Genomic DNA, 16,848 nt, shown 5'->3' on the forward strand with positions numbered 1-16,848 from the left:
GAAGAAAGATGAGCCAGAGAAGAATTATGATCGCCGGAACAAGCAGCGGAGCAGGCAAAACAACGGTCACGCTTGGCTTAATGGCGGCTTTTCACGCACGGGGCCGCATCGTGCAAGGGTTCAAATGCGGGCCGGATTATATTGATCCGGCTTATCATACAGCGGTTACCGGCAGGCCGTCCCGAAATTTGGACAGCTGGATGATGGATCGAGAAACGGTAAGAGAAGTGTATGCCAGAGGAGCGTCCGGGGCTGAGCTTTCTATTATGGAAGGAGTCATGGGCTATTTCGATGGACGGGATCCGCTCACGGATGAGGGCAGCTCGGCGGACCTTAGCGCCCTGCTTGATTGTCCGGTTTTATTAGTCGTCAATTGTGCCAGCATGGCGCGAAGTGCAGCCGCTATTGTGAAAGGGTTTCAGGCCATGGACAAGGCTGGGAAGATTGCCGGCGTGATTGCGAACCGGGTCGGGAGTGAAAGCCACTATCAAATCGTAAAAGCAGCGATTGAACAAGAGTGTGGGCTGCCGGTTGTCGGCTACTTAAAGAAAAATATAGAAGTGACTATTCCGGAGCGGCATCTCGGTCTTGTGCCGTCGGTAGAAAGAGGAGAGCTGGATGAGCTGTTCCAAGAACTCGGTGAACTCATAACTGCGACGCTCGATTTAGATGGCATTTGGAAGATCGCAGAAACCACTAAAATCAAAGAAAAGGATGCCTCTATTTTTGCCAAGGATAAAGCGGCGACCGTTAAAATTGCCATTGCCAGAGACGCTGCTTTCAATTTTTATTATGAAGAGAATTTGGAATTACTGAAGGCAAAAGGAGCCGAGCTTTCTTTTTTTTCACCGCTTGCTGATGAGCCGGTTCCGCAAGGTGTTTCCGGTTTGTATATTGGCGGGGGCTTTCCAGAAGAGTTTGCTGCTCGGCTTGCTGAGAATAAAAAGACCAAACACTCCATTCGTCTTGCTGTGCAAAATGGACTGCCAGTGCTGGCTGAATGCGGCGGTTTTATGTATTTAACGGAGTCCATTGAAGATACAGACGGACACATTTATCCGATGGTTGGTGTCATTCCAGGCAAAGTGAAAATGCAGAGAAAGCTCGCAGCCCTTGGTTACCGTGAATTAACTGGATTGCGGCCGAACTTTCTTTTGCCTGTCGGTGAAAAGGCCAGAGGCCATGAATTTCACTATTCTACCTTTTCAACAGAAGATCCGCTGCCGACAGCCTGGAAATCTGTTGGAAGGAGAGGAGAGAAAGAAGAAGGCTGCCTTTTCAACAATGTAGCTGCCAGCTATGTTCACTTTCACTTCGCTTCTTCGCCAGAAATAGCCGGGCGATTTGTAACGGCATGTGAAAAGTATAGAGAAGAACAACGGGCGATCGGGAGTGAGAACTATGCTTTATCCGGCGATGCTTAACATTACCGGTAAAAAAGCGGTCGTTGTCGGAGGAGGACCGGTGGCAGCCCGAAAAGTGCGTTCTTTAGCAGCGGCCGGTGCACAGATTGAAGTGATCAGCCCTGAGGTGTCGGAAGCGATGAGTCAGCTGCTTGGCTGCAACGGGGTGAGGTGGCTAAGAAAAGAGTTTTCGCCATCTGATTTGGTGGGGGCCTTTATTATTATTGCAGCGACGAACAGCAGGGAAACCAATCAGCTCGTTAATAAAAGCACTTCTCCCCACCAGCTCGTTAACCTGGCAGATGATCCGGAGGAAAGCAGCTTTATCGTGCCAGCTTCTTTCCAAAAAAATAAGCTTTCTATAGCAGTAAGCACGCATGGAGCAAGCCCGGCGTTGAGCAAAAGGATCGTTCAGGAGCTGAGAGAGCAGTTCGATGATGAATACATTTCTTATTTGTCCTTTCTTGATAAATGCCGGGCTGCCATTAAACAATCCTTTTCTGATCCCTCTATTCGGCAACTGGTGTTTAAAGAACTTGCCAGTCCTGCTTTTGAAAAAAGAGCGAAGGTAGCTTCCTGTTCGGAAAGAGAACAACTGCTTGAAGAGGTATTAACAGATTGGAGGGAAAATAATGAATAAAGGAAAAGTGTTTTTAGTAGGAGCGGGTCCCGGTGATCCGAAATTAATCACTGTAAAAGGAATGGAGTGCCTTCAAGCAGCAGATGTTATTGCTTATGACCGACTTGTGAATAAAGAATTGCTTGCTTATGCGAAGAAGGGAGCCGAACTGATTTTTTGTGGAAAGCTCCCTGGCAAGCACGCACTTATTCAAGAGCAGATTAATCGCCTCCTTGTGGAAAAAGCGGAACAGGGTTTGATTGTTGTCCGCTTAAAAGGAGGAGATCCGTGTGTGTTTGGCCGGGTCGGGGAAGAAGCGGAGGAGCTGGCCAACAGCGGCATCCCCTTTGAAATTGTCCCGGGCATTACAGCTGGCATCGCCGCTCCTGCCTATGCGGGCATCCCCATAACCCATCGTGATCATGCCTCAAGCTTTGCGATCGTTACCGCACACGGCCGGGAGCAAAAAGGTGAAGATCATATTAACTGGGAGGCGCTGGCCCAGGGAATTGATACGATTGCTTTTTATATGGGGGTCGGCAATTTGCCCCATATATGCTCACAGCTGATCCACCATGGGAAAAAGCCTTCCACGCCTGTAGCTCTCATCGAGTGGGGAACGACTACTGTGCAGCGGACGGTGACAGGAGAGCTGTCGACGATAGAGCAAAAAGCGAAAGAACATCAGATAACGAATCCTGCTATTGTACTTGTTGGCGAGGTTGTCGGGCTTAGAGAAAAAATCAGCTGGTTTGAGGACGAAATTCTCAAACAGCCAATGACTCTATAGGATAAAAATTAAATACTTAGAAGGTGACAGTATGGGTAACTTAAATAAATTAGTGATCGTGACAGCCGTTTTTGCCTGTTATTTTTGGATGAGTTCTATTCAGCCTGTCGCTGCCATGCATATTATGGAAGGGTTTCTCCCCTTAAAATGGGCGCTTTTTTGGTGGGTACTTGCTATTCCATTTATCGCTGCCGGTATAAGGTCCATTCAAAAAACAATCAAACAGCATCCGGAAACGAAAATGATGCTCGGTCTTGCTGGTGCCTTTACATTTGTGTTGTCCGCTTTAAAGATTCCATCCGTGACAGGAAGCAGCTCTCATCCAACTGGTGTTGGGCTCGGAACCGTTTTATTTGGCCCGCTCGCAATGGCTGTCCTTGGAACGATTGTTTTGTTGTTTCAGGCGCTCCTTTTAGCTCACGGCGGATTAACTACACTCGGGGCCAATGCTTTTTCTATGGCTATAGCCGGCCCGCTTATCACGTATGCTGTTTATAAAGGCTGTCGGAAAATGAACATCAGTTTTGCAGTAGCCGTATTTTTAGCTGCTTTTTTGGGAGATTTGGGCACATATACGGTGACGTCTCTCCAATTGGCGCTCGCTTTTCCAGCAGAAGTAGGCGGTGTATTCGCCTCATTCGTTAAATTTGCCGGCATTTTCTCTCTGACACAAGTGTCGCTCGCCTTATGTGAAGGGATTCTCACTGTGATTGTTATGAATTGGCTGCTGAAATATAATGAAAATGAATTAAAGCAACTGAGTATTGTAGGGAAGGGAGCCTAAGCGATGAAAAACATTCTTTTGCTCATACTGGTTGTTGGTCTCGCTGTTATACCGCTTATTATAAATAAAACGGCTGAATTCAATGGTGCTGACGGCGAAGCAGAAGAAGCGATTACAGAGATTAACCCGGATTATAAGCCCTGGTTTGAATCTTTATGGGAGCCGCCAAGCGGAGAAGTGGAAAGCTTGCTGTTTGTTTTACAGGCGGCTGTCGGGGCATTATTTATCGGTTACTTTATCGGCTCCAGCCGAATGAAAAAGAAATTGGAAGAGAAAGCGGCTGAGCACCTGCAATGAAAGTGATCGATTACTATGCTCATCATAATCGCCTCGCAGATTGGCATCCGGTGGAAAAAGCGTTGTTTGCTTTTTCCCATTTGTTTTTAGTGCTATTTTTAAAAAATCTTTTCGTTTCCGTTTTTGTCTTCTTTTTGATGAGCCTAATCGCTGTATTGGGTGCAGGAATCCCTTGGAGACGCTATTTCGCTTTATTGTGTCTGCCACTTGTTTTTTTGCTATTGAGCATTCTTCCTCTCCTAGTGTCTATTGCTCCGGCCGGAACAGATACAGCTGCCTTTATTGAGAGTGAGAATGTTTTAGGGTGGCATGCCTACATTTCCCTTTCAGCGGTTGAACAGGCGACTGTTTTATGTCTGTCTGCCTACTCAGCGGTCAGCTGTATGTACTTTTTTATTTTAACGACGCCTTTTCAGGGAATCGCCTTTGCTCTGTACACCTTGCGTCTGCCGTCATTATTTGTTGATCTGACTGCTGTTACTTATCGGTTTATTTTTGTGCTGGCAGCGAAAGCGGAGGAAACCTACAAAGCGCAAAAGTCACGGGCTGGCTATAGCGGCTGGCGTTCTTCTCTCCATTCACTATCCAGTTTAACGGCCAATTTATTCGTACAGACGATGAGAGACGCAAAGGAAGTACAATTTGCTGCAGACGCCCGTGGAGGGGCAGAGGCAGTGGAACGGCACAGTATTGAATACTCGCTTCGGCCTTATGCATGGGCGATTGCCATACTATTCTTCTCTCTGTCATGCAGCATCGGCGTGCTTTTTTAACAACGGGCAAAGGATGTCTTAAAATGATCGAATTAAAAAATGTTAGCTACAATTATACAGATGGCACAAAAGCACTCAGCTCTGTTTCGCTGGCAATCACTCCTGGACGAAAGATTGCGGTACTCGGTAATAACGGAGCAGGAAAGTCCACACTTTTTCTTCATATGAATGGATTGCTTCGACCGGCAGAAGGAGAAATTTTATTTAATGGGAAACCGCTTATTTATAAGCGAAAACAGCTGCAGGAGTTGCGCAGACAAGTGGGCGTAGTCTTTCAAAATCCCGATACCCAGTTGTTTTCTCCAACGGTTCGAGAAGATATCCTATATGGGCCACGAAACTTGGGATGGGATCATGAGCGAGTAGAGCAGATGGCAAGGCAAGCAATGGAAAAAACCGGCGTGATTGAATTCCAGCATAAGCCACCGCATTTTTTAAGTCTTGGACAAAAAAAGAGAGCTGCCATTGCAAGTGTTGTTGCTATGGAACCAAGATTGCTTATCCTTGATGAACCAACAGCTGGACTGGATCCTTATTACGCTAAAAAAATTATGCAGCTGCTAAGCGAATTACATAATGAGGAAACGACTGTCATGCTTTCTACACACGATGTGGATTTTGCCTATGAGTGGGCGGATGAGGTATTGATTATGCAGCAAGGGGGCATTCGGGCATTCGGAGAGGCAGGTCACATATTTAAGAAGAAAGAATTGCTAGAAGAGTGTTATTTGGAACAGCCATGGGTTATCGGCGTGTTTGCCGCCCTGCAAGAGAAGGAGAAAAGTGCAGCAGAAACAGCCCCTAAATCCAAAAGAGAACTGCTTGACTGGATCAAACAAGAAAAAAAGAAGGATAGAGATATTTTCACAGAGCGCATGCTTCTTAAATAGAAGTTATGCGCTTTTTATAGGAGAAAATAACTGTTCATCCATAAAAAGGTACCCATATTGACTTCAAATTGATATGATAAAGAAAAGTGTCTTTCTTTTGAAAAAGTAAATAGGGAAGACTATTGGATTATTTTTGAGGAGGTCATCCGCATGCAAAAGTACAGAAGGAGAAATACCACGGCCTTTACAGTACTGTCTTATTTTACGTTTTTTGCGGGAGTTTTCTTATTTAGCGTCGGCCTTTATAATGCTGATATGCAGCTTAATGAAAAAGGATATTATATTGCTGTGATGATTTTGGTGGCAGTTGGGGCGATTTTAACGCAAAAAGTAACACGAGACAACGCAGAAGATAATGAAATTATCGCTGAACAAGAAAGAGAAAGGCAGCAAGGGATATCATCGATATCTAAAAAGGTAGACTAACCACAACATAACAAATTTGCTTCCATCCGCTCTTTGTGGAATCTTTTTTCTGTCATTTTTCGCAGTGCAACGGAAAAAATAAAGATGTCTTACGAAGAGATTTTGTATAAAAGGGATGGTAGCAGAATGAATCAAACATGCTTTTATTGTGACGACGACTTAGAGCAGCAGCGTGTTCATTACATCTCATTTTTTCATGAAAATAAAGAACGTGAAGAAATGATGTGTGAGTATTGCTACTCTGAATGGCTTCAAGGAATAAAGGGATAAAACGTAAATAAGAGGCTTGCCCGGAAAGGTGGATTCCAGGCAAGCCTCTACATGTTAAACGAGCTTCATTTGCGATTGAATGACTCCTAAATGCATTCCTTCATGGAATAAAAGGAAGTTCAATAAGTCGTCAATGGATTCGAGTTTAAGCGGACCGATCATAATCTCATTCGCTGGCTGATCCGACAGGCGACTGTCTAAATGTTGCTGCATCCGTTTTTGCTGATCAACAAGCAGGTGGATAATGTCTTCTTTCGATGGGACAGTATCCGGCCAATCCGAGGGCTTCGTGCCCGGGCTGAAAAATGGAGCATATTTCTGTATGTTTGTTTCTAAGTCAGGAGCAGCTTTCGTCATTAAGGCCTCCATGACAAGATAAATGTGTCCAGCATTCCATCTGATCGTATTGGGAAAGCCTTCAGGCTGCTGGTCCCATTTACCTTCATCAATTTTCTCTAATGTGTTTACTGTTGCTGTGCGTGCGAAATTTACGCGTTCCCAAATAGCCATAAACATTCCTCCATTTACATTTTCTCTTTTATTATAAAACAAAAAACAAAAAAAGCCCGTTTCAAGAACTGCCCACACAAAAAAGCTGCTCCTATATTCCATATTTTAGAGCAGCTTTTTTACAAAAGTATTTATTTTTCTTAAGCATCAGCCATTGAGCTTATTTTTAGCTTTACCGACCGTGTCTTGGAATTTGCCTTTGAGCTGATCCACTTTCCCTTCTGATCTTATTCGCTCATCACCGGTCATATTTCCCCACGCTTCTTTGGCTTCACCTTTCATTTTGTTTCCCATGCCTTTTAGCTTGTCTTCCATCCCATTGTCTCTCATTATAAAACCTCCATTCTAGTATCATTAATTTAAATTGAAGAATAGTTACTTTATTCCCTCTATTAGATAGATCAAACATACTGAAAAATGTAAAAAAAATACATTTGAAATAGATCTCCTTGAAAAAAACTATCCAGTATAGGAAAATAAATACAGAAAATGTTTTTGCAAAAAGAGCGTCAATCAATAGATTTGAAAGAATTTTCAAACAATATTTTCTGGGAAATGTTCATTAAGCAAAGGGCAGAAGGAAGTGAGAAGATGAAAATCATACTGATGAGGCATGGAAAGTCTGAGCACGCTGATCGGTTCCCCATTTCTTGCACCGATTTTGCCAAATGGGTGGATGATTATGATAAAGCTGGAATTATTCAAGAAACCGCCGTTCCGGAATCAACGAAATTACAAGCACAAGAAGCGAATCTAATCGTTACTAGTACTCTCTGCCGTTCGATCCAATCGGCAAAGAGGTTAGAAGGAAAGGCTCCTATCTTATCGGATGTGCTCTTTCGGGAAGCAGAAATGCCGGTTACTTCTTTTTCTTTTTTTGATATAAAGTTGCCGCCGTCCTTTTGGGCGATCTGCCACAGATGCGGATGGCTGGCGGGATATAAAGGAAAGAGGGAATCAATACAGGAGGCGAGAGAGAGGGCAGCCCAAGCAAGCAATCGCTTAATTCAGTTAGCCGCAGAGCACGAGCGTGTGCTCTTAGCAGGACACGGGGTTTTTAACCAGTTTATTGCCCGGGAACTATTAAGAGCAGGATGGAGGGGAGAGCGTAAAACTGGGCGGCATCAGTGGAGCTGTACAAGCTATACATATAAGGAACCGGAAAATCGACAAGGCCGCTTGTCTCGATTGTCATAAAAGATAGAATTTTGCCAAAAAGTGAAAGAGTTTCCCGGTGGACAATAGACAAGATAAGTATTAAGAAAAGAGGAAAATGTGATGAAGAAATTTGAAATCCCCTCATTAAATGAAGAGATGGGCCGGCAAGTATCTGACTATATTAACACGTTAACGAAGCCTATTGGCAGTCTTGGAAGGCTAGAGGATCTGGCGATTGAACTGGCAAAAATAACAGGCAAGCCGTTTCCAGAAGTGTTGCCGCCCGGCGTGATTGTATTTGCAGCCGATCATGGAATAGTGCAAGAAGGGGTATCTGCTTTTCCGCAAGAGGTCACTGCTCAAATGGTAGAAAACATGGTGAACGGCGGAGCAGCAATTAATGTCTTCAGTCGCCAAATTGGCGCACAGTTTAAAGTCGTGGATGTAGGAGTGGCTGCTGATGTAGTGGATGAAGGGGTCATTCACAAAAAAGTGAGGCGGGGTACGGCAAGCTTTTTAAACGAAGCGGCTATGACAAGAGAAGAAGCCATTCAAGCTCTTTCAGTTGGCTATGAAGAAGCAAAAGGTTTTATAGAGACCGGCATGAAATGTTTAATTGTCGGAGAAGTAGGCATTGGCAACACAACAGCGAGCAGCGCAGTTTTGGCTTGTTTGACCGGCATAAAACCAGAAGAAATTGTTGGTCAGGGCACGGGTATTTCTAAGGAGCAGCTTGAAAGAAAAATAAAAGTAGTGAAGCAAGCAATAGATAGAAGACAACCTGATCCGCAAGATGCGATTGACCTTGTAGCAAATATAGGAGGATTGGAAATGGCAGCAATGGCTGGAGCGATGCTGGCAGCCGCAGAACGGAGGATTCCTATCCTTCTCGATGGATTTATTTGCACGGTATCCGCTTGTATTGCTCATTTGCTTGCTCCTGTCTCGTCAGATTACATGATTGTCTCTCATCAGTCTGCTGAACCAGGGCATTCAGTGGCTGTTCAGTATTTAAAGAAACGGCCTATTTTGCAATTAGGTATGCGGCTTGGAGAAGGCAGCGGGGCTGCGGTTGCTTTTCCAATATTAGAAGCGGCTGTGAACATGACAGCAGAGATGGCCACGTTTGCCAAAGCAAACGTCTCGAATAAAACAGCGGCTTCTATAACTATTAACAAATAAAAACATAACTATTAATAGAGGAAGAGGAGAACTAATATGTTAATCGGTACCATCAAGGAAATCGTTCGGCATCCCGTAAAGTCCTTTCGCGGAGAGAGCGTGCAGAAAACCAAGATAATGGGCTACGGCTTATATGGCGACCGCAGTCATGCACTTTTAGATAAAAGCAGGGCAGGAAAATTCCTGACGATTACTCAATTTCCGGAAATGGTTCGCTATCAAGCAAAGTTTATGGGGGAAGAGCTAAACGATGAATATCCTGAGGTTCAGGTAACAACGCCAGAGGGGAAGGTTATGAACTGGGGGGAAGAAGAGTTATTGAAAGAGCTCGAAGGACGAGCAAAAAAGGAAATTTCTACTGTAGTGTATTCTCCCACTCACGTCCCTTTAGGAGCCATTGAAGAGGAACATATTCAATTGGTGACAGATGCTTCTTTGAATCAATTGATGGACATGTGGGGGGAAGAAGAGATTGATTACAGGCGTTTTCGTCCTAATTTACTTTTATCATTAAAAGATAAAATTCCTTTTGCTGAAGAAAACTGGTTTGGCAAACGACTCAAGATTGGGCAGGAAGTGGAGATTCAATTAAACAGGCATTGCGAGAGATGTATGATTATTACCGTTGACCCTGATAGTGCTGAGAGAAATGCTTCCTTGCTTAAAACTATCGTAAAAGAAAGAAATAACTTTTTCGGAGTATATGCTTCTGTTGTGAAGACAGGCGACATTCAAGTCGGAGATGACGTGTTTTTGATTGACTAGAGGCTAACATAAAGAGCGTTTCTGCAAAAGAAACGCTCTAGACTATAGATAAAGGATTTTCTAGGAGCGTGCTTAAACAACAGGATCGTCAAATGGAGGTATTTCTTTAATCTTTATAATAGCGAATATAATTATAGTTTGAAGTAGGAATGCTTTCTGTTACGTTTCCTTGGCTGTCTGTATAAACTTCGTATTCGCGATATGTTTCAACCACATAATCATCTATCTCCTCGCGATTGACTAACTTCTCTTCCAGTTTGAAATTCCTAGGCTGGAACTGCTCTTTTTGTTCTTTTGACTCAGCTATTACCGGTGTGCTTCCTGGTTCCACGGCGGTTAAAGAAGTTTTTTCCTCCAAAAGCTTTTGGGAAGAAAAATCAAAGCTTGAAGCCGCTATAAGGAGAATTAAAAGAATGGGCAATAGAATAAACTTAAACTTGTTATTCATGGAATTCTTCCTTTCTTGTCCAACATGAAGTTTTGCTCATTCTTATGTGAATGACTGCTTTAATATTCGTATGAGAAGCAGATTTCTTTTTTCGCGAACGGCAGAAAGGATAAATTTGTGTCTTTCTCGAACGTCTTAAAAGGTCAAACGAAATAAACACTTGAATGCTGGCATTTAATATAAATGATGCGATAGAGGTTTTTATTCATTCGACGCTCGGATAAAAGGGGACTTGAGAGGTTGAAAATAAAATAATGGGAGAGAGAAATGAACAATGTAAAAATAAAGCTCATCGGTGTGCTGTTGTTTGCTTTTGTGCTGTTACTTACAGGGTGCGCGGAGAATACAGCCGAGCCAAGCCCGACATTTGAGGCTAAGGGCAAGCTTCTCTACGGGGAAAAGGGGAAGTTTGGGATGGTTAAATTAAATGGAGAAAGCGGGGAGCCGGAATTTACTGTAGAAAAAGGCGGGCATTATCAGCTTTATTTTCTTGATGACTCCACGGGAATAAACGGAGAGGGATATAGCATGACAGCTACTCATGAAGAGACAGGAAAAAAGATTCAACTTTATAAAGCCATGATTGAAAATGAGCAAAGCGGAGCGAAATTGGCATTTGATCAACGAGGTTTGTGGGACATAAGTGTAGCGGTCGATAAAGAACCATATGCAAGTTTTATCGTCGAAGTAGAGTAAGGGAAAGAGACCTCACATTGGCTGAATAAAAAATCAAAGGCTTGGAAAAAGGAGGGAGAAATGCCCAACCTTTTTCCAAGCCTTTTAATGTATGGTTCGTTGAGAAGAAATACAAACCAGCGTAGAAATACTTGTCACGGCTCTTGAGAGAGGGCTTTTCTGCCATACAATACGACAAAATTAAAATATTTATATAGGCAGTCTACATCCGTAAAGCCGCTTTCTTGTAACCAGCTTATTTGATCTTCTAATGTCGCCATGTTATCGAGCTTTGTACGCTCATAAGCTGCTTGAATTTCTGCTTTCGTTAAACCGCTTGCTTCAATTTTATGTTTCCAGTCATTTTGATAGAGTGATTCAATAAAAGGTGTATGACCAAGAACTTGATCTGCATTGAGGAACATGCCATCTTCATGAAGCCAGGTAAAAATCTTTTTATACAATTTTTTCTTTTCAACATCTCTTAAATGGTGAATGGAAAGAGAGGAGATAATGATATCAAATTTTTGATCAAACTTATATTCTGTATAATCAGCGATAATATAATCAATTTTTTTATCCTTCCTAAATCGTTCTTTAGCGACGTCCATCATTTTTTCAGACAGGTCGATAAGGGTAATCTGTGCGTCAGGATACCTTTCCTTTGCGAAGGAAGAGAATAATCCTGTGCCCGCTCCTATGTCAAGCACGGCGGGAGCTTCCTTGGTTGTTTCTATAATTGATAAAGGAATAGAATAAAAATCATCAAAACAAGGGATTAATTTTTTTCTTTGCTCATCATAGTGGGGAGCGTTCTCATTAAATTTTTCTTGTAAGTGCTTTTTAGTTTGATTCATTTACAGTTCCTCCTCGTCCTTTGAGTAGAGTAGCTCAAACTGTATAAATAACTGGTGTGATATGAATTATAAAATAATTAGAGTATAATGAAAATTAACAAAACAGTTCGTTATCAATAACCAACAGTTATCAATAAGAAGGTTGGAAAATTAAATGGATATAAAGTGGTTAAAAACATTTGTGGCAGCGGCAAAATATGAAAATTTCCGCAAAGCTTCAGAAGAACTTTTTTTAACACAGCCAGCTGTAACAAAGCATATAAAAAGGCTGGAAAGTTATTTAAATGTGGCATTGTTTGAACGGAGAGGAAAAAGCATTTTTCTCACTTCTGCTGGTTATAAGTTTCTCTCATCTGCTATAGAAATCGTCGAGAAGTATGAAGCGGAAATCGAGTCATTTGAAGGATGGAAGCAAGGATATAATCAAAAGCTGACGATCGCTGTTGCTCCGCAAATTGCTGCCTCCGTATTTCCTTCTTTCTTGCGTTTTTTCATAGAAGAGCATCCTGATATTGAAGTGATTATCAATGTAGTCAGCTCCTTTCATATAGAAAGAGAAGTAAGCAGTGGACAGGCAGATGTCGGACTGTCAAGACTAAAGTCAAATCGAATGGGGTTAGGTTATGAAACAGTTCATCAAGACCCGGTGATTCTTGTCGCACCATCGGGTAAAAAGGCTTGTCAAGACAGAGACGATAGGAGCGAGGAGGATCTTCTCCATTCATATCGGCTTTTAACTAATAATCATCCTTCCTATTGGGAATATCTCTTACCAGTAATTAAAAAGCATTACCCAACAGTTCGCATCATGCCTGTCACTCAAATCGAAGTGACTAAGCGGTTGATTGAGGAAGGGTTAGGAATTTCTTATTTACCGCTGTCTATGGTGAAAGAGGAACTAGAAACGAAACGAGTGACTGAAGTGCAGCAGGACAAAATTGTACCGCCTGCATCCTTCACTTATATCGTGACTAAAATAGAAACACCAGAATCAAAGAAATTTGTCACTGCATTAAAAACGGCTTTTGCTGAGAACAGGTTGTAAATAAGAGAAGCTTATGACAGGATAAAGATACGTGAGGTATTCTTATAAAGAAAAATAGAACAACGATTGAATGGGGGAAACAATAATGCCAGCCTTGCCAAATTGTCCGACATGCAATTCAACGTATACTTATGAAGATGGAGCTCTTTTTATCTGTCCAGAATGCGCCCATGAATGGACGAGAGAGAGGGAAAAGGAAGAGGAAGAGGAGAAGGTAATCAAAGACGCCAACGGGAATGTCCTGAACGATGGCGATACGGTCACTGTTATAAAAGATCTTAAAGTGAAGGGAAGTTCCTCTGTGCTCAAAATAGGTACAAAGGTGAAAAATATCCGGCTAGTGGATGGAGACCATGACATTGATTGTAAAATCGAGGGTTTTGGAGCCATGAAATTAAAATCACAATTCGTTAAGAAAGCATAAAAAGCAATTAAAAGAAAAGGCATCCATAAGAAAACTTGATGGATGCTCTTTCTTTATTCCTATAAAAGAAAGCCTTTTAAAATATAGGCTCCGTTACATCTTATTGTGGATATTTGCATAATAATTAAGGAAAATCCTATTAATCAGAGGTTCCCCCATATTTGTTCAACTCAGTTGATTAAGAATGTTTATTAATTGATTTATTTTTTGCATTATCTAGTTCCTTTAATACATATCCATTTTTTATTTGGATTTACATAAAACTCTACTGTGTTAAACCCCGTTTTTTTAAACAGTTGCTCCATATCTTCCTTTGTTTTATAGGTTTTCATATGATAATTAATTTTGTATATCTCGGCAATAATGAAGAAACAGCCCTCTTGTTTCAATACTCTAAAAACCTCTTTTACACTGTTTTCTAAATCCGGCCAAAAGTAATGTGTTTGAAAAGCAGTTATAATATCAAAACTATTTCGGGAAACGGAATGTTCGTCACGCTTGCTTGTTGAATGTGTACTTTACCTGTTTCTACATCTACCTTATTAGCTCTTATAGAGTCTTTCACTGCCTGTTCGGAATAATCTATACCATATATCTTTCCATATGTATTAATGTCTGACAGTAATTGCAGGGTCTTCCCTCCGCCACAACCTGCATCCAACATTACAGATTCTTCTCTTACTTTTATCTTCTCCACAGCCCATTTGTTCATTTCAATATGAGCAGAGTTCATTATCCTTAACATAAATGAACCTAAAATCCCATTAGGATTCTTAGCTTGTTCTATTAACTTATTTAACAAGTTCAATTCTATACCTCCTTTCATTACATCTAACTCTATATATCGTTTACTTAATACGATAGAAAATGATATACGTTCCATCTTTTTATTTTTTGTTCAACTATCCTGCCGTCAGCCGAGTAAGGATTACACAGTAACTTTAGATAAACGAAAACTAGCCTATGTTTCTGTCGTTTCAAACACAAAGGATGTTAAAGAGAGGAGAAAGGGGGCAGATATGGATAAATACAGGGGGCGGAAAGCAAAGTTTATTGAGGGACTGATACGGTTGAAAGAGTATAAAAAGATTTTTTAAAAGTATATTTGTGTAGGAAATTCCCTTCCCAAAAAATATCATATATCCAGTTCTTAATTGAATGAATGGAGCTTAAACAAGCATAGAAAATGGATATATGTTACAATTGTGGACAAAGAGGGGAGTGAGGGTGTGATAAGTGAAGAATTGGTCAGGAAGTTCGAAACTTTGACGCCTATTGAAGTACTTGAACGAAATAAATACGAGAAAGCAACTTCGCACGACCTAAAGATTTTAGAGGAACTAAACGATTTGGGATTAAACAAAGGAGTAATAAATGTACTGCTGGAGTTTGTATTGCTTGTTAACGGCATGAGACTAAACGGCAGATTAATTAAGAAGATTGCCAGTCACTGGTTAGAGTATGAAGTAACCACTATTGAACAGGCAATTATCTTTTCCCGAAAAGAGCACAGGCAATACCGCGCGTGGAAACGAACTTACAGGAGAGGGAATGCAGATAAAAAGTGGGCATAGAAAGCAGACAAGCAGTTCATTAAATGTTATTTACTATTGGACGAAGAAAATGACATCCGTAAAGCAAAAGCCTCTTCCGGTCGGGGGGGTTTTTTTCTATTAAACTTTTATAACTTGAGAAATGGTGGGAGGGGACGTATGTGGAAATCCGAAAGCCGTCAAACTTGGAGGTGGAAGAAATCATAGCCCGGTCTCCGCAAGCAGTATACGAAGGGACATTAAGGAAAGTAAAACCGACAAATAAAAAAGTAGAGCAGCTTATTGAACCGCTGTTGAAAAAAGGCTGCTCCTACTTAATAGTAGTGGAAGGAGAAGAGTTAGCGGGTTGGGTGTTATTCGGCACAAGTGAAGACCAATTCTCTGACACGCCGATTGGCTTTATCTATGAACTGTTCATTAAGGAAACATTTAGAGGAAGGGGCTTTTCAGAACCGCTGTTAATGGAGGCTATTAATCATTTAAAGCTGAACGGTTATTCTGAGAGTCGTTTAAGTGCTTTTTTAGGAAACCACCTCATCAAATTATATGAAAAATTGGGTTTCTCTATTAGGCATGTAACAATGAGCTTGAATGTATGAAAGCGAGCTATACAGGATCTCTTTTATCATTTATCCGATAGACTGGAAGGAGAAAATCAACAAAATGTTGCGGCAAAAAATAGGAGAAACGAGTGAAAAAAATAATGGTAGCCGTTCTTCTGCCCGTTTTCTTGGCAGCCTGTCAATTCGGCATGCCCGAGCCGCCTAAGCCGGTGATAGCGGCAGGAAAAGAAAAGGTTGAATATCAAATTGGATCTTATTCTTGGGGTCAAAATGGCAAAGGGGTAGAAGCTGATACTGCTGGACCGGAGGAACTTGTTAAAAACATAGATTATTCTACTGTTCCGGCAGGCTCCAATGTAGTTATCAAATTTAATTATTCTCCTTCTCATATGGAAGGATGGAAGTGACCAACCTATTAAAGTAAAACATAATAAGATTATGTTACCTAAAGAAAAAGGTGCGTTTATCTATGTGATTCATGCAAATTGGAAAGAAGGAGACGCTACCTATGCTTTTCGAATAGTTATAAAATGATCATTTGCATCTTCTGTATTTTCAGTGAACTTGTTAAGATAAGAGATAGATTCCATTTTAATTATAGGAGTGAAAAAGAATGAGTGTACATAAGGACCTTACGCTTCATGCGCAAAAGCAAAATCAATTATACAAAGAGTTTGCCGACTTGGATCAGCAAAGAGAGGCTTATATTCAGGAAGCTGTAGAGTTATGCAAAGCAGGAAAGAATTTCACAACCGACCGTATTAATGAGATTACCGAGCAAATTAATATTCTTGCAAACAAGAGGCTGATACCTAGCCGTAAACTAGTAACGCCAGAAATGGTTGATGAATATGTAAAAACTTTAAAGTGATGAATGAAAAACCGTTCCAAAGCTAATATTGGAACGGTTTTTCATTAAATAAAGATCATGTAGGCTAGATATATGACTCATAAATCGTAACTTTATTTCCTTTTAGTTCAAAAACGATGTAATCCGAGCCAGCTTTTCTCAAATAAAAATAAATTGCCTCGTTATCAACTTCCGTTAGGAGATCGCTAACCCAAACAGGAAATTGATTTTTTAATTCCTTAAACTTTTTACCGCTAATCCAAGAAGCAGAAAGATGCTTGATAGATTGGATGTCACTTGCTTGCTGATACTGTAATTCTGTAATCGCATCTCCGTCGCCATGAAATTCTCTCGTATTCTTTATCACTCGTTCCTTATTTGGCGGAGGAAGTAATAGTCCCCAGTTTGTTTCAAGAGTTTGTACATAGGTAGGAGATAATTCTGGGAAAACCCATTCTGGGAAAACCAAAATTGCACCAATGATTAAAAGAAAGCCTCCAGTAAACGTGAAAAATACAGCTCTCCATTTTTTCTTCATACGATTAATAATGAAACTCCTTTCAACG

24 protein-coding genes and 1 pseudogene are annotated in these 16,848 nt (G+C 41.3%); 19 read left to right on the forward strand and 6 right to left on the reverse strand.

Going from position 1 to position 16,848, the window contains the following annotated elements; genetic code table 11:
- Window positions 1-8 precede the first annotated feature (8 nt).
- From ACH0BF_RS00545 to ACH0BF_RS00585, 9 genes are all read left to right on the forward strand, one after another.
- A complete protein-coding gene (locus ACH0BF_RS00545; RefSeq protein WP_340853906.1) occupies window positions 9-1,424 on the forward strand; it encodes a cobyrinic acid a,c-diamide synthase CobB in 1,416 nt (471 codons plus the stop codon).
- Window positions 1,402-2,043 carry a precorrin-2 dehydrogenase/sirohydrochlorin ferrochelatase family protein gene (locus tag ACH0BF_RS00550; RefSeq protein WP_340853907.1) on the forward strand — a complete coding sequence of 214 codons (642 nt, stop codon included), beginning with the start codon at window positions 1,402-1,404 and terminating at the stop codon, window positions 2,041-2,043. Before ACH0BF_RS00545 ends, ACH0BF_RS00550 begins: the two co-directional genes overlap by 23 nt.
- Window positions 2,036-2,812: a uroporphyrinogen-III C-methyltransferase gene (cobA, locus tag ACH0BF_RS00555; protein ID WP_406908617.1), complete on the forward strand. Its 777-nt coding sequence runs from the start codon at window positions 2,036-2,038 to the stop codon at window positions 2,810-2,812. Before ACH0BF_RS00550 ends, cobA begins: the two co-directional genes overlap by 8 nt.
- An 88-nt stretch (window positions 2,813-2,900) precedes the next feature.
- A complete protein-coding gene (locus ACH0BF_RS00560) occupies window positions 2,901-3,596 on the forward strand; it encodes an energy-coupling factor ABC transporter permease (protein WP_340856393.1) in 696 nt (231 codons plus the stop codon).
- Window positions 3,597-3,599: 3 nt separating this feature from the next.
- Entirely contained in the window at window positions 3,600-3,893 is a 294-nt protein-coding gene (locus tag ACH0BF_RS00565) for an energy-coupling factor ABC transporter substrate-binding protein (protein ID WP_340853909.1), read from the forward strand.
- Window positions 3,890-4,666 carry a cobalt ECF transporter T component CbiQ gene (gene cbiQ, locus ACH0BF_RS00570; RefSeq protein ID WP_340853910.1) on the forward strand — a complete coding sequence of 259 codons (777 nt, stop codon included), beginning with the start codon at window positions 3,890-3,892 and terminating at the stop codon, window positions 4,664-4,666. The genes ACH0BF_RS00565 and cbiQ overlap by 4 nt, the downstream gene beginning before the upstream one ends.
- A 23-nt stretch (window positions 4,667-4,689) precedes the next feature.
- Window positions 4,690-5,556, forward strand: a complete 867-nt coding sequence (locus tag ACH0BF_RS00575) for an energy-coupling factor ABC transporter ATP-binding protein (RefSeq protein WP_340853911.1) — start codon at window positions 4,690-4,692, stop codon at window positions 5,554-5,556.
- A 150-nt stretch (window positions 5,557-5,706) separates the two neighbouring features.
- Window positions 5,707-5,982, forward strand: coding sequence for a YiaA/YiaB family inner membrane protein (locus ACH0BF_RS00580; RefSeq protein ID WP_120031665.1), 276 nt, complete (start codon window positions 5,707-5,709; stop codon window positions 5,980-5,982).
- 126 nt (window positions 5,983-6,108) lie between these two features.
- Complete coding sequence (locus ACH0BF_RS00585) at window positions 6,109-6,252, forward strand: hypothetical protein (protein ID WP_182916943.1); 144 nt, start codon at window positions 6,109-6,111, stop codon at window positions 6,250-6,252.
- A gap of 54 nt (window positions 6,253-6,306) precedes the next feature.
- Here the strand turns inward: ACH0BF_RS00585 and ACH0BF_RS00590 are convergent, their stop codons facing one another.
- Complete coding sequence (locus tag ACH0BF_RS00590; protein WP_340853912.1) at window positions 6,307-6,762, reverse strand: DinB family protein; 456 nt, start codon at window positions 6,760-6,762, stop codon at window positions 6,307-6,309.
- 147 nt (window positions 6,763-6,909) lie between these two features.
- The gene (locus ACH0BF_RS00595) at window positions 6,910-7,092 is read right to left on the reverse strand and encodes a CsbD family protein (RefSeq protein WP_340853913.1); all 183 of its coding nucleotides are present in this window, start codon (window positions 7,090-7,092) and stop codon (window positions 6,910-6,912) included.
- Between the two features lie 261 nt (window positions 7,093-7,353).
- Between ACH0BF_RS00595 and ACH0BF_RS00600 the strand changes: the two genes are divergently transcribed.
- From ACH0BF_RS00600 to ACH0BF_RS00610, 3 genes are all read left to right on the forward strand, one after another.
- Window positions 7,354-7,959 carry a histidine phosphatase family protein gene (locus ACH0BF_RS00600; protein ID WP_340853914.1) on the forward strand — a complete coding sequence of 202 codons (606 nt, stop codon included), beginning with the start codon at window positions 7,354-7,356 and terminating at the stop codon, window positions 7,957-7,959.
- 81 nt (window positions 7,960-8,040) lie between these two features.
- Window positions 8,041-9,102, forward strand: coding sequence for a nicotinate-nucleotide--dimethylbenzimidazole phosphoribosyltransferase (cobT, locus tag ACH0BF_RS00605; RefSeq protein WP_120031657.1), 1,062 nt, complete (start codon window positions 8,041-8,043; stop codon window positions 9,100-9,102).
- 36 nt (window positions 9,103-9,138) lie between these two features.
- Window positions 9,139-9,867, forward strand: a complete 729-nt coding sequence (locus tag ACH0BF_RS00610; protein WP_340853916.1) for an MOSC domain-containing protein — start codon at window positions 9,139-9,141, stop codon at window positions 9,865-9,867.
- Between the two features lie 106 nt (window positions 9,868-9,973).
- On the opposite strand, the gene ACH0BF_RS00615 is transcribed toward ACH0BF_RS00610, so the two are convergent.
- On the reverse strand, window positions 9,974-10,315 hold the full coding sequence (locus ACH0BF_RS00615) for a hypothetical protein (protein ID WP_120031655.1): 342 nt from the start codon (window positions 10,313-10,315) through the stop codon (window positions 9,974-9,976).
- A gap of 267 nt (window positions 10,316-10,582) precedes the next feature.
- On the opposite strand from ACH0BF_RS00615, the gene ACH0BF_RS00620 reads away from it, so the two are divergent.
- Window positions 10,583-11,011 (forward strand): hypothetical protein, encoded by a 429-nt coding sequence (locus ACH0BF_RS00620; RefSeq protein ID WP_340853917.1) that lies wholly within the window; start codon window positions 10,583-10,585, stop codon window positions 11,009-11,011.
- Window positions 11,012-11,145: 134 nt separating this feature from the next.
- Here the strand turns inward: ACH0BF_RS00620 and ACH0BF_RS00625 are convergent, their stop codons facing one another.
- Window positions 11,146-11,847 carry a class I SAM-dependent methyltransferase gene (locus ACH0BF_RS00625; protein ID WP_120031651.1) on the reverse strand — a complete coding sequence of 234 codons (702 nt, stop codon included), beginning with the start codon at window positions 11,845-11,847 and terminating at the stop codon, window positions 11,146-11,148.
- 154 nt (window positions 11,848-12,001) lie between these two features.
- Between ACH0BF_RS00625 and ACH0BF_RS00630 the strand changes: the two genes are divergently transcribed.
- A complete protein-coding gene (locus ACH0BF_RS00630; RefSeq protein ID WP_120031649.1) occupies window positions 12,002-12,892 on the forward strand; it encodes a LysR family transcriptional regulator in 891 nt (296 codons plus the stop codon).
- Window positions 12,893-12,977: 85 nt separating this feature from the next.
- The gene (locus ACH0BF_RS00635; RefSeq protein WP_406908619.1) at window positions 12,978-13,316 is read left to right on the forward strand and encodes a zinc ribbon domain-containing protein YjdM; all 339 of its coding nucleotides are present in this window, start codon (window positions 12,978-12,980) and stop codon (window positions 13,314-13,316) included.
- Between the two features lie 212 nt (window positions 13,317-13,528).
- Here the strand turns inward: ACH0BF_RS00635 and ACH0BF_RS00640 are convergent.
- Window positions 13,529-14,124 (reverse strand): annotated as a pseudogene (locus ACH0BF_RS00640) (class I SAM-dependent methyltransferase).
- Window positions 14,125-14,581: 457 nt separating this feature from the next.
- Between ACH0BF_RS00640 and ACH0BF_RS00645 the strand changes: the two are divergent.
- From ACH0BF_RS00645 to ACH0BF_RS00660, 4 genes are all read left to right on the forward strand, one after another.
- Window positions 14,582-14,890 carry a DnaD domain protein gene (locus tag ACH0BF_RS00645; RefSeq protein WP_406908620.1) on the forward strand — a complete coding sequence of 103 codons (309 nt, stop codon included), beginning with the start codon at window positions 14,582-14,584 and terminating at the stop codon, window positions 14,888-14,890.
- A 140-nt stretch (window positions 14,891-15,030) separates the two neighbouring features.
- Window positions 15,031-15,468 carry a GNAT family N-acetyltransferase gene (locus ACH0BF_RS00650; RefSeq protein WP_340853918.1) on the forward strand — a complete coding sequence of 146 codons (438 nt, stop codon included), beginning with the start codon at window positions 15,031-15,033 and terminating at the stop codon, window positions 15,466-15,468.
- 92 nt (window positions 15,469-15,560) lie between these two features.
- A complete protein-coding gene (locus ACH0BF_RS00655) occupies window positions 15,561-15,839 on the forward strand; it encodes a hypothetical protein (RefSeq protein WP_340853919.1) in 279 nt (92 codons plus the stop codon).
- A 206-nt stretch (window positions 15,840-16,045) separates the two neighbouring features.
- On the forward strand, window positions 16,046-16,303 hold the full coding sequence (locus ACH0BF_RS00660) for a DUF2533 family protein (protein WP_120031636.1): 258 nt from the start codon (window positions 16,046-16,048) through the stop codon (window positions 16,301-16,303).
- Window positions 16,304-16,367: 64 nt separating this feature from the next.
- Here ACH0BF_RS00660 and ACH0BF_RS00665 read toward each other — a convergent pair whose 3' ends face one another.
- On the reverse strand, window positions 16,368-16,820 hold the full coding sequence (locus ACH0BF_RS00665; RefSeq protein ID WP_340853920.1) for a hypothetical protein: 453 nt from the start codon (window positions 16,818-16,820) through the stop codon (window positions 16,368-16,370).
- Window positions 16,821-16,848 lie beyond the last annotated feature (28 nt).

The sequence above is a fragment of the Pseudobacillus sp. 179-B 2D1 NHS genome, assembly GCF_045370945.1.
Lineage (GTDB): Bacteria > Bacillota > Bacilli > Bacillales > Domibacillaceae > Pseudobacillus.

What these genes read in the sequence shown, in the direction of transcription:
- ACH0BF_RS00545 (WP_340853906.1), top strand. Translation starts at nt 9, where the DNA reads ATGAGCCAGAGAAGAATTATGATCGCCGGAACAAGCAGCGGAGCAGGC.
- ACH0BF_RS00550 (WP_340853907.1), top strand. Translation starts at nt 1,402, where the DNA reads ATGCTTTATCCGGCGATGCTTAACATTACCGGTAAAAAAGCGGTCGTT.
- cobA (WP_406908617.1), top strand. Translation starts at nt 2,036, where the DNA reads ATGAATAAAGGAAAAGTGTTTTTAGTAGGAGCGGGTCCCGGTGATCCG.
- ACH0BF_RS00560 (WP_340856393.1), top strand. Translation starts at nt 2,901, where the DNA reads ATGAGTTCTATTCAGCCTGTCGCTGCCATGCATATTATGGAAGGGTTT.
- ACH0BF_RS00565 (WP_340853909.1), top strand. Translation starts at nt 3,600, where the DNA reads ATGAAAAACATTCTTTTGCTCATACTGGTTGTTGGTCTCGCTGTTATA.
- cbiQ (WP_340853910.1), top strand. Translation starts at nt 3,890, where the DNA reads ATGAAAGTGATCGATTACTATGCTCATCATAATCGCCTCGCAGATTGG.
- ACH0BF_RS00575 (WP_340853911.1), top strand. Translation starts at nt 4,690, where the DNA reads ATGATCGAATTAAAAAATGTTAGCTACAATTATACAGATGGCACAAAA.
- ACH0BF_RS00580 (WP_120031665.1), top strand. Translation starts at nt 5,707, where the DNA reads ATGCAAAAGTACAGAAGGAGAAATACCACGGCCTTTACAGTACTGTCT.
- ACH0BF_RS00585 (WP_182916943.1), top strand. Translation starts at nt 6,109, where the DNA reads ATGAATCAAACATGCTTTTATTGTGACGACGACTTAGAGCAGCAGCGT.
- ACH0BF_RS00590 (WP_340853912.1), bottom strand. Translation starts at nt 6,762, where the DNA reads ATGGCTATTTGGGAACGCGTAAATTTCGCACGCACAGCAACAGTAAAC.
- ACH0BF_RS00595 (WP_340853913.1), bottom strand. Translation starts at nt 7,092, where the DNA reads ATGAGAGACAATGGGATGGAAGACAAGCTAAAAGGCATGGGAAACAAA.
- ACH0BF_RS00600 (WP_340853914.1), top strand. Translation starts at nt 7,354, where the DNA reads ATGAAAATCATACTGATGAGGCATGGAAAGTCTGAGCACGCTGATCGG.
- cobT (WP_120031657.1), top strand. Translation starts at nt 8,041, where the DNA reads ATGAAGAAATTTGAAATCCCCTCATTAAATGAAGAGATGGGCCGGCAA.
- ACH0BF_RS00610 (WP_340853916.1), top strand. Translation starts at nt 9,139, where the DNA reads ATGTTAATCGGTACCATCAAGGAAATCGTTCGGCATCCCGTAAAGTCC.
- ACH0BF_RS00615 (WP_120031655.1), bottom strand. Translation starts at nt 10,315, where the DNA reads ATGAATAACAAGTTTAAGTTTATTCTATTGCCCATTCTTTTAATTCTC.
- ACH0BF_RS00620 (WP_340853917.1), top strand. Translation starts at nt 10,583, where the DNA reads ATGAACAATGTAAAAATAAAGCTCATCGGTGTGCTGTTGTTTGCTTTT.
- ACH0BF_RS00625 (WP_120031651.1), bottom strand. Translation starts at nt 11,847, where the DNA reads ATGAATCAAACTAAAAAGCACTTACAAGAAAAATTTAATGAGAACGCT.
- ACH0BF_RS00630 (WP_120031649.1), top strand. Translation starts at nt 12,002, where the DNA reads ATGGATATAAAGTGGTTAAAAACATTTGTGGCAGCGGCAAAATATGAA.
- ACH0BF_RS00635 (WP_406908619.1), top strand. Translation starts at nt 12,978, where the DNA reads ATGCCAGCCTTGCCAAATTGTCCGACATGCAATTCAACGTATACTTAT.
- ACH0BF_RS00660 (WP_120031636.1), top strand. Translation starts at nt 16,046, where the DNA reads ATGAGTGTACATAAGGACCTTACGCTTCATGCGCAAAAGCAAAATCAA.
- ACH0BF_RS00665 (WP_340853920.1), bottom strand. Translation starts at nt 16,820, where the DNA reads ATGAAGAAAAAATGGAGAGCTGTATTTTTCACGTTTACTGGAGGCTTT.